Source organism: Kribbella rubisoli (assembly GCF_004217145.1).
GTDB lineage: Bacteria > Actinomycetota > Actinomycetes > Propionibacteriales > Kribbellaceae > Kribbella > Kribbella rubisoli.
On record NZ_SHKR01000013.1, the window covers coordinates 39,340 to 56,233 of the forward strand.

Sequence of the window (16,894 nt, forward strand, 5' to 3'; positions counted from 1 at the left end):
TAGACCCTAGAACTGCCGGTTGACCTGCACGTCCTCGCGCCTCGGCCCGCCCTGACCCAGGGCGGGCCGAGGCGCGTTCGAACCCGACTCGACCTGTCCGGCGACGACCTGCGGACGGGCGATGCCGGATTGTGCGGCAGCGAAGCCGAGGCGGGTCTGCACCCAGTCCTGGAAGCCGGGATCGGCGACCCGGATCTGGTAGCCGGTGCGGGTCAGCAGCCCGCGGGAGATCAGCTTGTGGGATGCCTCGTCGAGGTCCCATCGCCCGGGCCCGGCCGGCTCGGAACGGGAGGGGATGACCATCCCGCTCGGCCCCTGCACCGAGGTCTTCGCGAGCAGTTCCTTCTCGTTGGGCGAGCAGTTGTACCAGGCGGCGTCGTACAGGGCGCGCGACTGCGCGTTCAGGCGTGCGGTCGCGGTCGCGGCGACGTCGGCGGTGATGCCCTGGCCGTGGTCGGTGAGCTCGAGCGCTGCGGCGGCCAGGGTGCGCAGCCGGGTCGGGTTGCCGTTCGCCGCCGCGACCAGGTTGTCGACGGCCTCCGGCTCGTACCTGACCCGGGCCTTGTCGAGCGGCACGGTCAGCGCGCGCCGCAACTCGTCGGAGTGGATCGGCTGCAGCCGGCGGACGTCGAACTTGCCGGCCTCCTTGGTCTCGGTGCCGGCGTGCCCACCCGATGCCTCGAGCAACCGACTGGTCGCCTCCTCGCCGCCGGCGGCGATCAGGAACATCGGATGCCGGACTTCCTTCAGATGTGCCGACAGCGAGGTCAGGACGTACAGGTCTTCCTTCGACGCGGCGTCCAGGTTGTCGACCATCACCAGGATCGGGGTCCGGCTCGGGTGCGCCATCTTGCCGAGGTGTTCCGCGACCTCGTTCAGCGTGGTGCCGACCGAGTCCTTCTTGATGCCCTCCACCGTGCTCTTGTGGATGCCGACCTTCGGACCGGGCGCGAGGCCGAAGCGGAGCTGATTGGTCTTCATCAAGTTGGCGGTCCGGACCGCCATCCGGTTCAGGAGCTGTTTCAGCTCCCGCACCTCGCCGGCCGGGTACTGCTTCTTGATGGCATCCATCTCACCCTGGACGGCGCGGATGAACCGGGCCTCGAGCCCCTCCCGCCGGGACGCGTCCAGCTGGATCGCGATCCAGCCCTCCGCGTCGGCCATCTCCTTGGTCCGGGTGAGCTCATGACTGGTGCCGCTGCCGGGCGCGCCGGTGAACAGCAGCGAGGTGCCGGTCGGACCGCGGTCCTCGAGCGAGATCGGACGGCCCTGCGCGTCCGTCCGCTTGACCTCGTGAACGAGCTGGCCCGAGATGCCGAACACCTGGTTGACCAGCTCGCGATCACTGGTCGGGTGGACCGGCGCGAGCGCCACGTCGCCGCGGGAGACGGCTGGACCGTCGGTCAGCTCGGGCACCGGATCCGGCGTCTGTCCGACGTAGTCGTTGACCCAGTCCCGGAATCCCTCGTCGGGGATCGTGACGACGCCCCCGCCGTGCTCGCGCAGCATGCCTCGGGCAACGAGTTGCTGGCGGGCCTGGTCGATCTCCTGCCACTTGCCGGGGCCGGCGGCCTGGGTCACGGCCGGCATGTACACGCTGTTCGGCCCCTGGGACGCGACGAGTACGAGCAGATCCTTCTGCGCGTGCGTGGTGCTCTTCTGGTTCCAGTGGTCCTGGTACGTCTCGGCCGCGTCGGCGTTGACGTGGGCTATCGCCGCCTGCACCGAGCTGACCGTGATCCCGGCCTGCTGGTCCTGGTAGGCGATCGCGGCCTGGCTGAGCGACCGCAGCCGGGAGGGGTCGCCGTTCGCGGACGCGACCAGGCGGTCGATGGCGTCGTGCTCGTACGCGATCCCGTGGTCCTGGAGCGGCAGGGTCAGGGCTTTCCAGACCTGATCGTCGGGAAGCGGCCCGAGCTCGCGGACGTCGAACTGATTGCTGATCGTGGTGGCGATGCCGGACATCCGCCGGGAGGCGTTCATCAGCGACCAGGTCGACCGCGCTCCGCCGGCCGCGACCAGCCAGACCGGAAGGTCCATCTGCTCGATGTGGATCGCCAGTTCGTTCAGCCCGGCCTGGTCGTTCTCCAGCGCCTGGTCGATTCCGTCCACCAGCAGCAGGATCGGCCGGCCGTTGTCCCCGGTCAGCTTGCCGAGCTCGTCGGCGAAATCGGTCAGCGTGGTGCCGAGTTCGCTGTACGCCGTGGTGTCGCGCTCCATCTTCCCGACGTACTCCATCGGGAACGGGCCGCCGCCGAAGCGCAGCTCGACGCCGAGCCGTTTGTTGCCGCCGCTGCGGGTCAGCTGGCCGACCGTGTTGTCGAGTTTGCGCACCGCGCGGCGGCTGAACCGTTTGCGCAGCTCGTCGATGCTCGACCGGATCGCGATCGTGAGCTGGTGCTCGAGCGGTGCGTTCGCGGATGCGTTGATCCGGATCGTGGACCAGCCGTTGGCCTCGGCCAGGTCCTCCGCGCGGTACAGCTCCGAGGTCTTGCCCATACCGGGCGGACCGGTGAAGAGGATCGCCTGGCTCTCCGGCAGGACGTTGCCGAGCGAGATCGGGTTGCCGACCTTGTCGGTTCGGATGACCGAGTACGCCGGGTACCGATCGCTGCCGAAGACCGAACTCATTGGACCAGCGTGCGGACCGTAGCCGTACCCGACACGGTCTGTACATGACTGGGTGGTTAACAATCGCCGCCCGGCAGTTGAATCGGGCCACTATCTGACGGGCCGGCAACCGGTCTACACGCGGCGGCCCGATCGAGCAGTTCTGAGCCGCAAGGCTTGGAAGCGGCCTGTACCGCTGTCACGCTCAGTGCATGCGAATCACACCGGTCACGGCGGCAGCGTCCTTGCTGGGGCTGTTCCTCGGTACGGTTCCGACAGCGGCGCAGGCCGACCCGGATCCGAACCTGACGATCACCCAGGTCACTCTCGACCGTACGTCGGTCGCGGTGTCCGGCCTGAACACGTACCCGATCAATGTCACGGTCAAGGGCGGTTACCGCTCCAGCGTGCCCGACGACACCATCGTGCTGAACGTGATCCTGAAGCGCACCGGCGGCACCGGCGGGCGCGGCGACATCGTGTCGGCCGACCTGAAGCTGACCGGCGGGACCTTTGCCAACGGCACCTGGACCGGCCGGCTGAACGTCGCCTCGACCGCGAACGGCACGTTCAAGGTCACCGGCGTGATGACCGGTCCGTACGGCGGCCCTGATCCCGGCACGCCGTTCGACCCGACGCCGTACGCCGGCCAGACGATCACGGTGAAGGGCACGAACCAGCCGAAGATCACCGCGGCGGTGAACCCGCGGATCGTGCCGTTCGGCAAGCCGTACACGATCACCTGGGCGGTCACGAACACGGCGACCGGCAAGCCGTACGGCACCCGGATCCCGATCGGCCTCGGCGTCGACACGCCCTGCGCCGAGGGCGGCAGCCCGATGTACAAGACCGGTACGAACGGCGTGATCACCAAGGCGTACACGGCGAACGACGCCGGCGCGCTGAACTGCGCCCACCTCTACACCGACCCGTACTACATCGTCGGGCAGTGGCTGTTCCCGGCGCGGCCGACGGTCATCGCCGCGGTGCCCTCGAAGGCGAGCGCGAAGGTCGGCACGATCGTCCCGGTCAACGGCTCGGTCGCGAACATGATCGGGTCCTGCCCGATCCAGCTGCAGCGGCTGTACGGCCGGACGCAGTGGAGGACGGTCAGCTCCGGCACTGTGCGGCAGTCCGGCCGGTTCACGCTCAACGCGCAACCGTCGTACCGGGGTCTGATCCCGTACCGGGCGTACTTCCCCGCCTGTCAGCCGTACGTCGCGGCTGTCTCCAAGACGTTCACGATCAGGGGGTTCTGACCCATGAATGCTCGAATCCTTGCCGCACTGGTCGTGCTGGGGCTCGGGGCGGTGCCGATCACCGCCCAGGCCAGCCCGGACCCGAACTTGAAGATCGACGCGGTGGCGATCAACCAGCCGGCCGTCGCGGTCAACGGCCTCAACACCGCCGCGGTCACGGTGACGATGACCGGGAAGTTCACCGACGCGGAAGACGCGAAGACTCCGGTGCTCGTCATCCTCGAGCGCACCGGCGGCTCCGGCTCCGAGAAGTCGATGATCTCGACCAGCCTGCCGCGGCTCGCCAACGGCACCTGGAGCGGTCGGCTGTACGTGCCCTCGACGGCCAACGGGACGTTCAAGGTGACCGGTGTGATCCACGGCCCGTTCTTCCCGGGCAGCGGTGACATGACCGATCCGACGCCCTTCAGCGGTCCGTCGCTCACGGTCATCGGGACACACATCCCGCGGATCAGCGCGTCGGTGATCCCGAAGGTCGTGCCGTTCGGCAAGCCGTACTCGATCAAGTGGGCGATCGTCGATTCGCAGACCGGCAGGCCGTACGGCAGCCGGCTCCGCGTGGTGCTCGGCAATGACAACACGTGCGCCGAATACATCGGCCCGGGCTATACGAACCTCACCGACATCGCCGGCACGGTGACCAAGTCATACCCGGCGTCGCTCGCCGACTACGTCAACTGCCTGCTGCTGCCCGGCAACCCGTCCTCGAACGGCGGGCTCGGACTCGTGCCGGCGCGGCCCGGCGTCGTCTCCGCGACCCCGTCGAAGACGAGCGCAGCGGTCGGCACGATCGTTCCGGTGAACGGCGTGGTCGCCGGTGCGCCGTCGTCCTGCAAGGTGTACCTGCAGCGGCTGTACGGCGCGACGCAGTGGAAGACCGTCAGCCCGGCCGGCGCGATCCGCTCGTACAGCGGGAAGTTCGTGCTCAACGCGCAACCGGCGTACAAGGGCCTGATCCCGTACCGGGTGTACTTCCCGCTTTGCTACAACTACCAGGCCGGCGTCAGCAAGGTCTTCTACATCCGCGGGACCTGAGCCCTTCGGGCGGGTGGGTTAGGCTTACTTAGGTAGGCCTAACTTATCCGCCCGAGAGGACTGTGGTCGCGTGACCAGCCCCGCACCCCGCCGTAACCGCGTCTGCAAGCGCGCCGTCGTACTCCGGACCGAGCGGATCACTCCGCACATGATCCGGGTCGTGCTGACGTCCGACGACTTCGCCGACAACGGCTTCAGCGATCACTACGTGAAGCTGCTGTTCTGCAAGGACGGTGTCGAGTACCCCGAGCCGCTGGATATGGGTGTGGTGCGCGAGTCGTACCCGGCCGAGCACTGGCCGACGATGCGGACCTACACCGTCCGCAGCTGGGACGAGGCGTCGCGCGAGCTCGCCATCGACTTCGTCCACCACGGCGACGAGGGTGTCGCGGGCCCGTGGGCGGCTTCCGCGCAGCCGGGTGACGTGCTGTGGTTCAACGGTCAGGGCGGCGCGTACTCGCCGGACGAGGCGGCCGACTGGCACCTCCTCGTCGGTGACGAGAGCGCGCTGCCGGCGATCGGCTCCGCGGTCGAGCAGCTCCCGCCGGGCGCGCGGGCGACCGTCCTGATCGAGGTCGGCGACGAGACCGAGGAGCAGAAGTTCGGCGGCTCGGGTGAGGTCGACGTGCGCTGGTTCCACCGGTCCACCGCTTCCGGCGAGCGCGGTGACGGTCTGGTCGAGGCCGTGGCGGCGCTCGACTTCCCCGATGGCACGCCGCACGTGTTCGTCCACGGTGAGGCCGGGTTCGTCTTCCGGATCCGCAAGAACCTGTACCAGGACCGCGGTCTCGCCCGCGACCGCGTCTCCCTGTCCGGCTACTGGCGCCTCGGCAAGAACGAGGACGGCTGGCAGGCGGAGAAGGCCGAGACCGCCAAGCAGGAACGCAGCTAGCTCGCGCGGCGTTCGGTCAGTACGTCGATCAGCGTCGAGGACTGGTTGGTCGGGAGGACCCAGTCCTCGCCGTTGGCCTGCAGGATGACGGCCGGGCCTTCGCTGGCGACCGCGTGGGTGACGGCGATCGGGAACTTGAGCCGCTCGGCGCCGGAGAGCGAGAACTCGTAGGTGCCGGTGATGGCGGTCAGCGGATACGTGCGGAACTGGTGTTCCGAGCGCGGGATCGGGTGCGACTGGATGGTGACCGAGTCCGCGCCGACGAGGACAGCGCCCAGCGGGATGCCGCGGAGCCGGAAGACCAGCTCGTACGGCGTACCGGCGAGCTCCGGGACGAACGGCACCAGCAGGGCGCGATCGGCGGCGCGGGCGAGCGCCAGACCGGCGACGACACCGACGATGAGACTGGGCAGCGCGAGGATCGCCGGCCACCACACCCCGACCGCCAGCGGGAACAGCGTCACCATCAGGCCCGCGAGACCGCCGAACAGGCCGGCGACTCCCAGCCACCAGCGCGGTTGGTAGCGATGCCGCCGCCGCAGTACGAAGCCGGTCACCAGCATCGCCAGCGGCACGACGCCACCGATCCAGGCGAGTGCCGACCCGGTCGAGGCGATCAGCGCCACGAGCACCAGCAGTAGCACCGGGATGCCCAGATAGATGACCGCCACCAACCGCTGAACCCGCCGATGCCTGCTCTCCACGGGAAAACCCAAGCACATATCACCCGAACCACCTACTGTGCCGAGGGTGATCGAGATTCCCGCGAAGCTCATCCGCAATCACAGCAAGAGCTCTCCCGAGTGGCTGGCCAGTCTTCCGGCGGCCCTCGATCGGTACGTCGACGAGTGGAAATTGACCGTCTCCGGTGACCTGATGAGCGGCGAGGCGTCGTTGATCGTGCCCGTCGTACGGCGGGACGGGACCGAGGCGATACTCAAGCTGCAGTCGGTCAACGACGAGAGCGAGAGCGAGGCGCTGGCGCTCCGGACCTGGAACCACGACGACGTGGTCGAGGTGTACGAGGACGACCCGGAGACCTCGACCCTGCTGCTCGAACGCCTTCAGCCGCGCACGCTCGACGACCTGCCCGATGCGATGGAGGCGACCCAGATCCTCGCCGAGTTGCTGACCCACCTGATGGTAGTGCCCGCTCCAACCGGCGTACGGCGTCTTTCGGACATCGCGGCCGGGATGATCGACGATGCGCCCCGAGTGATCCCGATGCTCGCCGATCCGGCCGAACAGGCGTTGACGTGGCGACTCGTCGCGCAGATGACCGAGCTCCTGCCGGAGCCCGGTGACCGCCTGCTGCACTGGGACCTGCATTACTACAACGTGATGGCCGCCAAGCGGCAGCCGTGGCTGGTGATCGACCCGAAGCCGCTGGCCGGCGACCCGGCGTTCGAGCTGATGCCGGCCGTCTGGAACCGGTGGGACGATCTGGTCGCGACCGGCGACGTGTCGCAGGCGATCCGCGACCGGCTCGACCTGATGCTCGACGTGACCGGCATCGACCGGGACCGGGCGTTGGGATGGACCGCGGGCCGGATCCTGCAGAACATCCTGTGGTTCACCGAGGACGGCGACACCCGGATCGAGGCCGAGCTCAAAGCGGTCATCGATGCCCTCTTGGCGTGATTACATAATTACGTGACTACTCCGACGCTGTACGACTGGGCCGGCGGACACGATGCGCTGCGCCGGCTGACCGAGGTGTTCTACGACAAGGTGCTCGAGGACCCGATCCTCGCGCCGGTCTTCGCGCACATGAGCGACAAGCATCGCGAGCATGTGGCGATCTGGCTGGGTGAGGTGTTCCGCGGCCCGAGCCGCTACACCGACGAGCTCGGCGGCTACCCCGCGATGCTCGCCCACCACCTCAACCTCGGGCTCACCGAAGAGCAGCGTTCCCGCTGGGCGGCCCTGATCGCCCAGAGCGCCGATCCAGCCGGTCTTCCCGACGACCCGGAGTTCCGCTCGGCCTTCGTCGCCTACATCGAGTGGGGCACCCGGATCGCGCTTGCCAACTCGCAGCCGGGTGCGACCCCGCCGCCCAAGGCGCCGGTACCGCATTGGGGTTGGGGCGAGGCACCGCCGTACCAGCCCTGACATGAGTTAGGGGCCTTGCCGTTGGGTAGAGTCCCGGTTCACGTTGTGTCTGCCTGCGGGGATGCGAGGGTTTACCTGTGACCGCTCAGCTCGAATACCCCGACATCCAGGCTTCCGACGCCCTGCTGTCCGTCCAGGACCTGTGGAAAGTGTTCGGACCGAAGGCGCAGCGCGTCCCCCGTCGTCCCGACCTCGCCGCACTCGACCGCACCGCGCTGTACGCGAAGACGGGCTGTACGGCGGCTGTCCGCGACCTGAGCTTCGACGTCGCGCCCGGCGAGGTGTTCGTCGTGATGGGGTTGTCCGGGTCGGGCAAGTCCACGCTGGTCCGCTGCCTCACGCGCTTGATCGAGCCGACCGCCGGCCGCCTGGTCTTCGAGGGTGAGGACCTGCGGGCGGCCGACGAGAAGCGGCTGCGCGCGTTGCGGCGGAGCAAGTTCTCGATGGTCTTCCAGCACTTCGGGCTGCTGCCGCACCGCAAGGTGATCGACAACGTCTCGTACGGCCTGGAGATCCGCGGCGAGAGCAAGCCGGACCGGCGCCGGCGCGCGCAGGAGGTCATCGACCTGGTCGGCCTGGCCGGCAACGAGCACCTGTACCCCGAGCAGCTGTCCGGCGGCATGCAGCAGCGGGTCGGCCTGGCGCGGGCGCTCGCCAACGACCCCGACGTACTGCTGTTCGACGAGCCGTTCTCCGCGCTCGACCCGTTGATCCGGCGCGAGATGCAGACCGAGGTCGTGCGGCTGCATCGCGAGGTCGGCAAGACGATGGTGTTCATCACCCACGATCTGTCCGAGGCGCTCAAGCTGGGCGACCGGATCCTGTTGATGCGCGACGGCGCCGCGGTCCAGCTCGGCACGGGCGACGAGCTGGTCGGTGCGCCCGCCGACGACTACGTGCGCCAGTTCGTCCGCGACGTACCGCGGGCCGACGTACTCACGCTGCGCTGGATCGTCCGCGAGCCGCGGCCGGACGAGTCGCTCGACGGGCCGGAGCTCGGCCCGGACGTGCTGGTCCGGGAGGCGACCCGGCTCGTGCTCGAGTCCGATCGCCCGGTCAAGGTCGTCGACGGCGGCACACTGCTCGGGGTCATCGGCGACGAGGAGATCCTCGCCGTCGTCGCGGACACGAACTGATGGCCTCCATCACCGGCTCCGTCGAGATCGAGGTACGACGCCCCCGCCGCAGCGTCGTCGTCGGCGTACTGCTCGTCGCCTGGGTCGCGCTGTACTTCGTCCTGCGCGGTATCGACACGCTCGTCCTCGGCGGGCAGGAGACGACCGCGCTGCACCGCTGGCTGACCGAGCACCGCGACGACGTCGGTCAGGGGAACGTCTTCTTCGACGCGATCCGGATCGCCGTCGACCACTTCGTCGTACTGCTGCAGGACCTGATCTCGCAGCCGTCGTTCGACCGCCCGGTCCCGGCGATCGGCTGGCTCGGCGTGATCGCGATCTCGGCGTACTGCGCCTGGGCGTTCGGCAACTGGAAGGTCGCCGTCCTGACCGCTGCGGGGCTCGGCTTCGTCGGGCTGCAGGGGTTGTGGCAGGAGAGCATGGACACGCTCTCGCTGACGATCGCGGCCGTGCTGCTGTCGCTGCTGGTGGCGATCCCGCTCGGGATCTGGGCCGGGTTGTCCGACCGCGCGTTCAAGGTCGCGACGCTGGTGCTCGACCTGATGCAGACGCTGCCGACGTTCGTGTACCTGGCGCCGTTGACGTTGTTCTTCGCGATCGGGCCGGCCGCCGCGACGATCGCCACGCTGATCTACGCGGCGCCGCCCGCCGTACGGCTGACCGCGCACGCGATCCGCTCAGTGCCGCCGGAGAGCGTCGAGGCGGCGCGGTCGCTCGGCTCGACCCGCGGGCAGACGCTGACCAAGGTGCTGCTGCCGATGTCGCGGTCGACCGTTGTCGTCGGCATCAACCAGACGATCATGGCCGCGCTGTCGATGGTGACGGTGGCCGCGCTGATCGATGCGCCCGGTCTCGGTCAGACCGTGCTGAAGGCGCTGCAAACGCTCGACGTCGGGGTCGCGTTCAACGCCGGGCTGGCGATCGTCGTGATCGCGATCGTGCTCGACCGCGTGACGACTGCAGCCGGCGACCGTCCCTGGCGAACGGCGAACCGTCGTCGCCGACTGCTGCTCGCTGCTGGAGCGGTGGCTGTCTTGGTCGCGGTCTGGTTCTCGCGGACTTACGTGTGGGCCGCGGAGTTCCCGTCGACAGTGAATGTGGGCTCGCGGATCGCTGTGATTGCGTCGGATGTGACCGACTGGGTCCAGAACGTCTTCGGCGGTTTCACTTACGGCGTGCGCGACGCGGTCACGAACGGCCTGCTCAACCCGCTCGAGGGACTGCTGACGGGATCGCCGTGGTGGCTGGTCACCGTGGTCGTTGTCGCGCTGGCGTTCGTGCTCGGCGGCTGGCGAGGCGCCGTACCGGCCGCGGTGTGCCTCGGCTTGCTGGTGGCGACCGGTGTGTGGCAAGACAGCATGGTCACGCTGGCGTCGACGCTGCTCGCGACCGTCGTGGTCGTCGCCGTCGGGCTGGCGCTCGGAGTATGGGCCGGGCGCAACCGACGGGTCGACACCTGGATCCGGCCGGTGCTCGACGCGGGGCAGACGATGCCCCCGTTCGTCTACCTGGTGCCGTTCCTGGCCTTGTTCGGGACGAGCCGGTTCACCGCGATCGCGGCCGCGGTCGTGTTCGCCGTACCGGTGACCACGAAGATCGTTGCTGATGGCATCAGGGCGGTGCCGGTCGCGACGGTGGAGGCGGCGAACTCGGTCGGATCGAGCAGCTGGCAGGTGATCAGCAAGGTGCAGCTGCCGGTGGCGCGACGGGCGATCACGCTCGCGGTCAACCAGGGCCTGATCTACGTGCTGTCGATGGTCGTCGTCGGCGGACTGGTCGGCGCGGGCGCGCTCGGGTACGACGTGGCCGCCGGGTTCGCGCAGAGTGAGTTGTACGGCAAGGGGCTGGCCGCAGGGCTGGCTATCGTCCTGCTGGGCGTCATGCTCGACCGCATCACCCAGGCGGCGGCTCGCCGTACCGAGAATTTCACAACAAGAGGAGACAAGCGGTGAAGAAGCTCCGGTACGCCGGTGTGCTGACAGCGGTGGCGCTGGCCCTGGCCGGTTGCGGTGGCCAGAAGGTCGGGGAGGACAAGCCGGCCGCCGCGGGCAAGGACTGCGGCACGTTCAACCTGACCGTGAGCCCGTGGGTCGGGTACGAGGCGAACGCCGCGGTGGTCTCCTACGTGGCGACCAAGGACCTCGGCTGCAAGGTGGTGAAGAAGGACCTCAAGGAGGAGATCGCCTGGCAGGGCTTCTCCACCGGCGAGGTCGACGTGAACCTGGAGAACTGGGGACACGAGGACCTGAAGAAGAAGTACATCACCGACGACAAGGTCGCGGTCGAGGCCGGATCCACCGGGGTCAAAGGCATCATCGGCTGGTACGTCCCGCCGTGGATGGCCGCGAAGTACCCGGACATCACGGACTGGAAGAACCTGAACAAGTACGCCGCGCTGTTCAAGACGTCGGAGTCCGGCGGCAAGGGGCAGCTGCTCGACGGCGACCCGTCGTACGTGACGAACGACGAGGCGCTGGTGAAGAACCTGTCGCTGAACTACAAGGTCGTGCAGAGCGGCAGCGAGACGGCGCTGATCCAGGCGTTCCGGGACGCGGAGAAGAACAAGAAGCCGCTGCTCGCGTACTTCTACGAGCCGCAGTGGTTCTTCAACGAGGTCAAGCTGGTGAAGATCAACCTGCCCGCGTACAAGGCCGGCTGCGACGCCGACCCGGCGAAGGTCGCCTGCGACTACCCGCCGTACGACCTGGACAAGATCGTCTCGAAGAAGTTCGCCGACTCCGGCAGCCCGGCGTACGACCTGGTCAAGAACTTCAAGTGGACCAACGAGGACCAGAACGCCGTCGCGCGGATGATCGCCGTCGACAAGATGACCCCGGACCAGGCCGCCCAGAAGTGGGTCGACCAGAACCAGTCCAAGGTCAACACCTGGCTGGGCAAGAACTGATCCAGCCCCGGTTCGGACCTCGTCCTCCTGTGCGGCGTCCTCGGCGTCCTCCGGCGCTGCACAGGCTGCGGGCGAACCGCCGTACCGTCGGGTGCGAGGCGGTGGGCGGGCGAAAGGATTCTGGGCTTAAGTGGGCTTGAGCTTGTTCACATGGGCCGGGGGCAACTATCACGATGTTCGAAGGCAACGCCGATGACACGCCGGAAATCGGACAAAACCGGGTAAGTTCTGTTCATGATCATCGTGACAGCTGCACTGAAGGGCGGGGTCGGGAAGACAACCACGTCGGTGTATTTGGCCGCGCTGGCATCTTCCAACCGTCGTACATCAACTCTGATCGACGCCGATCCGCAGGGCAGCGCGGCGGACTGGATCGCGGAGTCCAAGGACGAACAACTCAACCGGATCGAGATCGCGGAGGCGCCGACCGAGCGCCTGCTGAACAAGGCGCTGGACAAGGTGCCGCCGGAAGGTATCGGCATCGTCGACATGCCGCCGTCGCACGAACGCCTGCTGAACAAGGCGCTCGAACGGGCCCGGATCGTGATCATCCCGACCCGCGTCGGCGGCGTCGAGACACCCCGGGTGAAGGCCGTGATGGAGCTGGTCCCGGACGGCGTGCCGGCCGGCCTGGTGATCTGCTCGGCCCGCACCTACACCCGCTCGTACCAGGACGCCATGCAGCAGTACGCGCAGGAAGGCATCCCGGTCTGGGGCACCATCCCCGAGCGCGTCTCCATCACCGCCGGCCCCACCGGACCGCTAGCGGCCGACGGCCTGGAGTCCTACAAGAAGGTCTGGCGCAAGATCCTCGCCGCCGCCCGCAGCTAACCGCCCGCCCACCCGCCCCCGCCCGCCGCCCGCCGGCATTGGATGGGTTATCCCGTCGAATTGCCCCTTCTCCGGTCTTGAGACGACGGGAGAAGGGGCAACGGGACGGGATAACCCATCGGACGCGTCAGCGGTGCAGGGGTGGTTCGCCGCGGACGTACGAGCGGATCACCGTGGCAGCCGCGCCGCGGGCCCAGTCGTCGAAGGTGTGAGAGCGGAGCATCAGCCGGCAGTCGCCCGCGGCGCCGAACGCGTGCTCCGCGAACGCGCGCCGCATCCGGTCCTCGTAGAGGTCGTACTCCGCGACGCCCTCGCCGGCGATCACGACCAACTCGGGGCCGACCAGGTTCACCATCGCGGCCAGCGCGGAGCCGATCACCTCACCGGCCCGGTCGAACGCCTCGCGGGCCTGCTCGTTGCCCTCGTGCGCGAGCTTGATCGCACCCGCCAGGTCCAGGTCCGCGCGCCCGGTGGTCTCCCGGGTCCGGGACAGGATCGCGTCTGACGAAGCGACCGTCTCCACACATCCACGCCGGCCGCAGGTGCAGACCAGGTCGCCCGGCGCGAGAGGCAGATGGCCGAGCTCGCCCGAGACGCCGTACGCGCCGGAGACAACTTCGCCGTTGATGTAGAGCCCGCATCCGATGCCGGAGCCGATCGTCACCACGGCGAACGAGTCCGCATTCACCCCGACGCCGAACCAATGCTCGGCCACGGTCAGCGCGCGTACGTCGTTCGACACCACGATCGGCACGCGCACCCGCTCGCCGAGCAGCTCCGCGACCGGTACGCCGCGCCAGCCCATCAGCGGCGAGTCCCGCACCACGCCGTGGGCAGCGTCGACGTCACCCGACACCGCGATCCCGATACCGGCCAGTGGACCCGCCACCGCCGTACCGGACTTCAGCGAGGCGATCAGCGCCTTCACGTGCGCGGCGAGGCGGTCGATCACCACCTCCGGATCGGTGTCGTCCAGCTCTTCGTGCCGGATGTTCAGAATGCCCGCGGTGAAGTCCGTGGTCACCCCGATCAGGCTCGTCGGCGTCACCTTGACCCCGATCACCGAGACGCTGCTCGGTACGACGGTCAGCGGGCTGACGGGCCGCCCGATACCGAGCTGGCTGTCCCCGTCCACCGGCGAGGCAGGCTGGTCGGTCACGAACCCGGCGTCGATCAGCGGCGCAACCGCCTTCGTCACCGCCGCTTGCGACAACCCGGTACGGCGCGCGATCTCCACCCGCGGGATCGGTCCCTGAGTCAGAATCCTGGTCAGCACCTCAACTCCCGCCGGCGTAGCCAGGGGAAGAGGACGATGAGGACGCAGCGGCATTAGAACAACTTACCGGCGTGTCATACCTCCGCGCCGCTTTCTGCCAATGTTGGCGACGCGAGAGCCCAGCGGATGGTTCTGGTGAGGCCGTCGCCGGCGGCTCGTACGACGGTTTGCTCGGCCAGCGGGACGTACGGGAGCCGGAGCGGCAGTCTGGTCCACCACGGGAGCAGTCCGACCGCCGCAGCCGTGAGTACGCCGTACGCCGGGCGGGCCGCCCAGGGGACCGGTGGATGCACCAGCATGAACCGGGCCGCCTGCCGCGCCTCCGTCGTACCGCGTAGCTCGGGCTGGTACTCCTTCAGCAACTGCTGCAGCTCGGCGACCGTCGTCGGCGGGTCGATCACGCCCAGCTTGCGGGCTACGAGCGCGGCGTCCTCGACGTACAGGTCCTGCTCGGCGGCGTCGAGCGGATGGGCGCCGTACCGCTGGTGGGCGGCGAGGAAGCTGTCCACCTCCGCGAGGTGCACCCACTTGAGCAGGTGCGGGTCGGACGCCCGGTACTTCACGCCGTCCGGACTGGTGCCGCGGACCCGCTCATGCACCGACCTGACGTGATCGATCGCCTCCTCGGCGTCCGGGATCGCGCCGTACGTCGTGATGGCAAGGAAGTAGCTCGTACGACGCAGCCGACCCCACGGGTCGCCGCGGTAACCGGAGTGCGCCGCCACCGCAGCCATCGCCAGCGGATGCAGGGACTGCAGCAGCAGCGCCCGCAGCCCGCCGGCGAACATCGACGCGTCACCGTGGACCCGCCGGATCGGCCGGTCCGGCGCGAACCAGCGTGGTCCGGGCGTGTTGTGCACACGGTCGCGCTCAGCATGCGGATCCGGACCCGCGACCTTCGTCAGGATCATCCGCGCCAAACCGTCCCGCACCGGACTCAAACCAGCCATACGACCAGTCTCCCCGCCGGCTCCAAGCTCCGGCCTACCTGGATGCGTACTCGCCTTCGAGGAGGGAGTAGAGCAGGGAGTCGCGCCAGTTGCCGTTGGTGAAGACGTGGTCGCGGAGGTGGCCTTCGTAGGTGAAGCCGAGGTGTTTGACGACCGCGATCGAGGCCTCGTTCTCGGGGCCGATCGCGGCCGTGACCCGGTGCCGCCCGAGCGTGCCGAAGGCGAACCGCAGCAGCACCCGGGAAGCGTCCGTCGCGTAGCCGTGCCCCCAGTGGTCCGCGCCGATCGCGTACCCGAGCTTGGCGCCCCAGGCACCGCTCGGTGCGATCCGCGCGAACCCGATCACGTGGTCGTCGTCCGGCCGGGTGACGGCCAGCATGTAGTCGGGACGGTCCTCCTGCGCGGACCGCTCGACGATGCCGGCCAGATTCTTCTCGGCCTTCGCCCGGTCGTAGCTGTCGAACGCCATCCAGGTCGTGACGCGGTCGTCGCCGGCTATCCCCAGATAGTCGTCGAGATCGGTCGGACGGAATTCACGCAGTGTAGTCAGCTCGCCGCTGAGCGGTTCCATTCGCGCAGGTTACCGGGGGTACGTCTGGATTGGAGTCCGGGTAAAGGTCTCGATCTCCTCCTGCAGTTCGCGCGCGTCGTCGGCGCGCCCCGACTGCCGCAGCGCCTGGTGGACCCGGCGGGCCGAGTGCACCACGCCGTTGATCCGGCGCTCGGTCGGCAGGGTCAGCACCGGTGCGAGCGCGTCGGCCGCGCCGTCCAGCTCGCCGCTCGAGATCCGGGTGATCGCCATCGCGGCGTGGCTGCCGGCGGCGTCGCCGAAGGCCCACTCCGGGTGGTTCTGGTCGGTGTAGGCGTCGACCGCCTGGCTGGAGTACCGCTGGGCCTGCTCGACCTCACCAGGCAGCTGGGCGAGCGCATCCGCGGCGTAGTACAGCTGGCGGTTGCGGCCGAACGTGCACAGGCCGCCCATGTCGTCGAGGTCGTCGTTGTGGACGGAGTTCCACGCCTCTTCGGCCCGCTCGAGCGCGGCCCGGGTTGCCTCCGGGTTGCCGAGCGCGGCCCAGGCACGGGCCTCGCTGACCGGGAGCCAGACGCTGGTGGTGCTGTTGGCCTGCTCGGCGTACCCGGCGCCGAGTTGCGCGTACCGCACCGAGTCGTGCGGGTTGCCGGCCCAGTAGGAGACCAGGGACTGCAGGCCCCGCACCCAGGCGCGCAGGCCGTGGTGGTCGGCGTTGTCCGCGCACATGAACGCGGTCCGCGCCTGGGTCAGGGCGGCGTGGGGGTTGCCGAGGTCGTGCGACGCCTTGGCGAGCAGGCCGCCGGTGACGCCGGCCAGGAAGTAGAGCTGTCGGTGGTTCTCCGGGCGCTGGCGACTCTCCAGCAGACCGAACACCAGGTCCTGCGTCTCGACCAGTTGGCCGAGGATCTCCGGCAGTGGGCGCTGTGGGTACGCCTGGGCGGCATGGCGCACGTCGTCGTACACCTGTTCCATGGCCTCGCTTCCGAGGCCGGACTGGGCCGCGAGGGCAAATGCCCTCGCGCGGCTGGCAGCCATGTCGAGAACCTCCATCTCGTTACCTGTCGTGATCCGTCCACTCGCGGCAGGTGCCGGCACCACCTGGGCGGCCTGTTCGGGCACATACGGCGCGAGGAGCTCCTCGACCGGTTTGCCGAACATGCGTTGCAGGGTGCGCCGGGTCTGAGGAGTGGTCCCTGCGCGCTCGCCCGATGCGAGCCGACGCAGGTGCCGCTCGGTGATGGTTCCACCCAGCTCGACGAACTCGGCGACGATCTCGGAGTAGGTCTGGTTCCGGCGCTGGATCAGATGCGCCAGGACCGTCTTTGGCGCGTACCTACCCGCCATCGTTCCTCCCGT

The 16,894-nt window shown here is 68.8% G+C and carries 15 protein-coding genes; 9 read left to right on the plus strand and 6 right to left on the minus strand.

Annotated elements, in window-relative coordinates; translation table 11 throughout:
* Positions 1-6: 6 nt before the first annotated feature.
* Entirely contained in the window at positions 7-2,631 is a 2,625-nt protein-coding gene (locus EV645_RS20200; protein ID WP_130445524.1) for an ATP-binding protein, read from the minus strand.
* A gap of 191 nt (positions 2,632-2,822) precedes the next feature.
* On the opposite strand from EV645_RS20200, the gene EV645_RS20205 reads away from it, so the two are divergent.
* The 3 genes from EV645_RS20205 (at position 2,823) to EV645_RS20215 (ending at position 5,796) form a co-directional block, all read left to right on the plus strand.
* Entirely contained in the window at positions 2,823-3,869 is a 1,047-nt protein-coding gene (locus tag EV645_RS20205; protein ID WP_130445525.1) for a hypothetical protein, read from the plus strand.
* A 3-nt stretch (positions 3,870-3,872) separates the two neighbouring features.
* A complete protein-coding gene (locus tag EV645_RS20210; RefSeq protein WP_130445526.1) occupies positions 3,873-4,904 on the plus strand; it encodes a hypothetical protein in 1,032 nt (343 codons plus the stop codon).
* 70 nt (positions 4,905-4,974) lie between these two features.
* Positions 4,975-5,796 carry a siderophore-interacting protein gene (locus EV645_RS20215; protein WP_130445527.1) on the plus strand — a complete coding sequence of 274 codons (822 nt, stop codon included), beginning with the start codon at positions 4,975-4,977 and terminating at the stop codon, positions 5,794-5,796.
* On the opposite strand, the gene EV645_RS20220 is transcribed toward EV645_RS20215, so the two are convergent.
* The gene (locus tag EV645_RS20220; protein ID WP_130445528.1) at positions 5,793-6,500 is read right to left on the minus strand and encodes a hypothetical protein; all 708 of its coding nucleotides are present in this window, start codon (positions 6,498-6,500) and stop codon (positions 5,793-5,795) included. The genes EV645_RS20215 and EV645_RS20220 overlap by 4 nt on opposite strands.
* 46 nt (positions 6,501-6,546) lie before the next feature.
* Between EV645_RS20220 and EV645_RS20225 the strand changes: the two genes are divergently transcribed.
* The 6 genes from EV645_RS20225 (at position 6,547) to EV645_RS20250 (ending at position 12,780) form a co-directional block, all read left to right on the plus strand.
* Positions 6,547-7,437, plus strand: a complete 891-nt coding sequence (locus tag EV645_RS20225) for an aminoglycoside phosphotransferase family protein (protein WP_242000535.1) — start codon at positions 6,547-6,549, stop codon at positions 7,435-7,437.
* 12 nt (positions 7,438-7,449) lie between these two features.
* Positions 7,450-7,908, plus strand: coding sequence for a group II truncated hemoglobin (locus EV645_RS20230; RefSeq protein ID WP_130445530.1), 459 nt, complete (start codon positions 7,450-7,452; stop codon positions 7,906-7,908).
* 77 nt (positions 7,909-7,985) lie between these two features.
* Positions 7,986-9,044: a quaternary amine ABC transporter ATP-binding protein gene (locus tag EV645_RS20235; RefSeq protein WP_130445531.1), complete on the plus strand. Its 1,059-nt coding sequence runs from the start codon at positions 7,986-7,988 to the stop codon at positions 9,042-9,044.
* Positions 9,044-10,996, plus strand: a complete 1,953-nt coding sequence (locus tag EV645_RS20240) for an ABC transporter permease subunit (RefSeq protein ID WP_130445532.1) — start codon at positions 9,044-9,046, stop codon at positions 10,994-10,996. The genes EV645_RS20235 and EV645_RS20240 overlap by 1 nt, the downstream gene beginning before the upstream one ends.
* A complete protein-coding gene (locus EV645_RS20245) occupies positions 10,993-11,949 on the plus strand; it encodes an ABC transporter substrate-binding protein (RefSeq protein WP_130445533.1) in 957 nt (318 codons plus the stop codon). The genes EV645_RS20240 and EV645_RS20245 overlap by 4 nt, the downstream gene beginning before the upstream one ends.
* Before the next feature lie 234 nt (positions 11,950-12,183).
* A complete protein-coding gene (locus tag EV645_RS20250; protein WP_130445534.1) occupies positions 12,184-12,780 on the plus strand; it encodes a ParA family protein in 597 nt (198 codons plus the stop codon).
* A gap of 127 nt (positions 12,781-12,907) precedes the next feature.
* On the opposite strand, the gene EV645_RS20255 is transcribed toward EV645_RS20250, so the two are convergent.
* The 4 genes from EV645_RS20255 to EV645_RS20270 form a co-directional block, all read right to left on the minus strand.
* Positions 12,908-14,056 carry an ROK family transcriptional regulator gene (locus EV645_RS20255; RefSeq protein WP_242000536.1) on the minus strand — a complete coding sequence of 383 codons (1,149 nt, stop codon included), beginning with the start codon at positions 14,054-14,056 and terminating at the stop codon, positions 12,908-12,910.
* Between the two features lie 74 nt (positions 14,057-14,130).
* Entirely contained in the window at positions 14,131-15,006 is an 876-nt protein-coding gene (locus EV645_RS20260) for an oxygenase MpaB family protein (protein ID WP_130445536.1), read from the minus strand.
* 34 nt (positions 15,007-15,040) lie between these two features.
* Positions 15,041-15,577 carry a GNAT family N-acetyltransferase gene (locus EV645_RS20265; RefSeq protein ID WP_130445537.1) on the minus strand — a complete coding sequence of 179 codons (537 nt, stop codon included), beginning with the start codon at positions 15,575-15,577 and terminating at the stop codon, positions 15,041-15,043.
* Positions 15,578-15,586: 9 nt separating this feature from the next.
* Positions 15,587-16,882 (minus strand): NsdA family TPR-like regulatory protein, encoded by a 1,296-nt coding sequence (locus EV645_RS20270; RefSeq protein ID WP_130445538.1) that lies wholly within the window; start codon positions 16,880-16,882, stop codon positions 15,587-15,589.
* Positions 16,883-16,894: the final 12 nt, after the last annotated feature.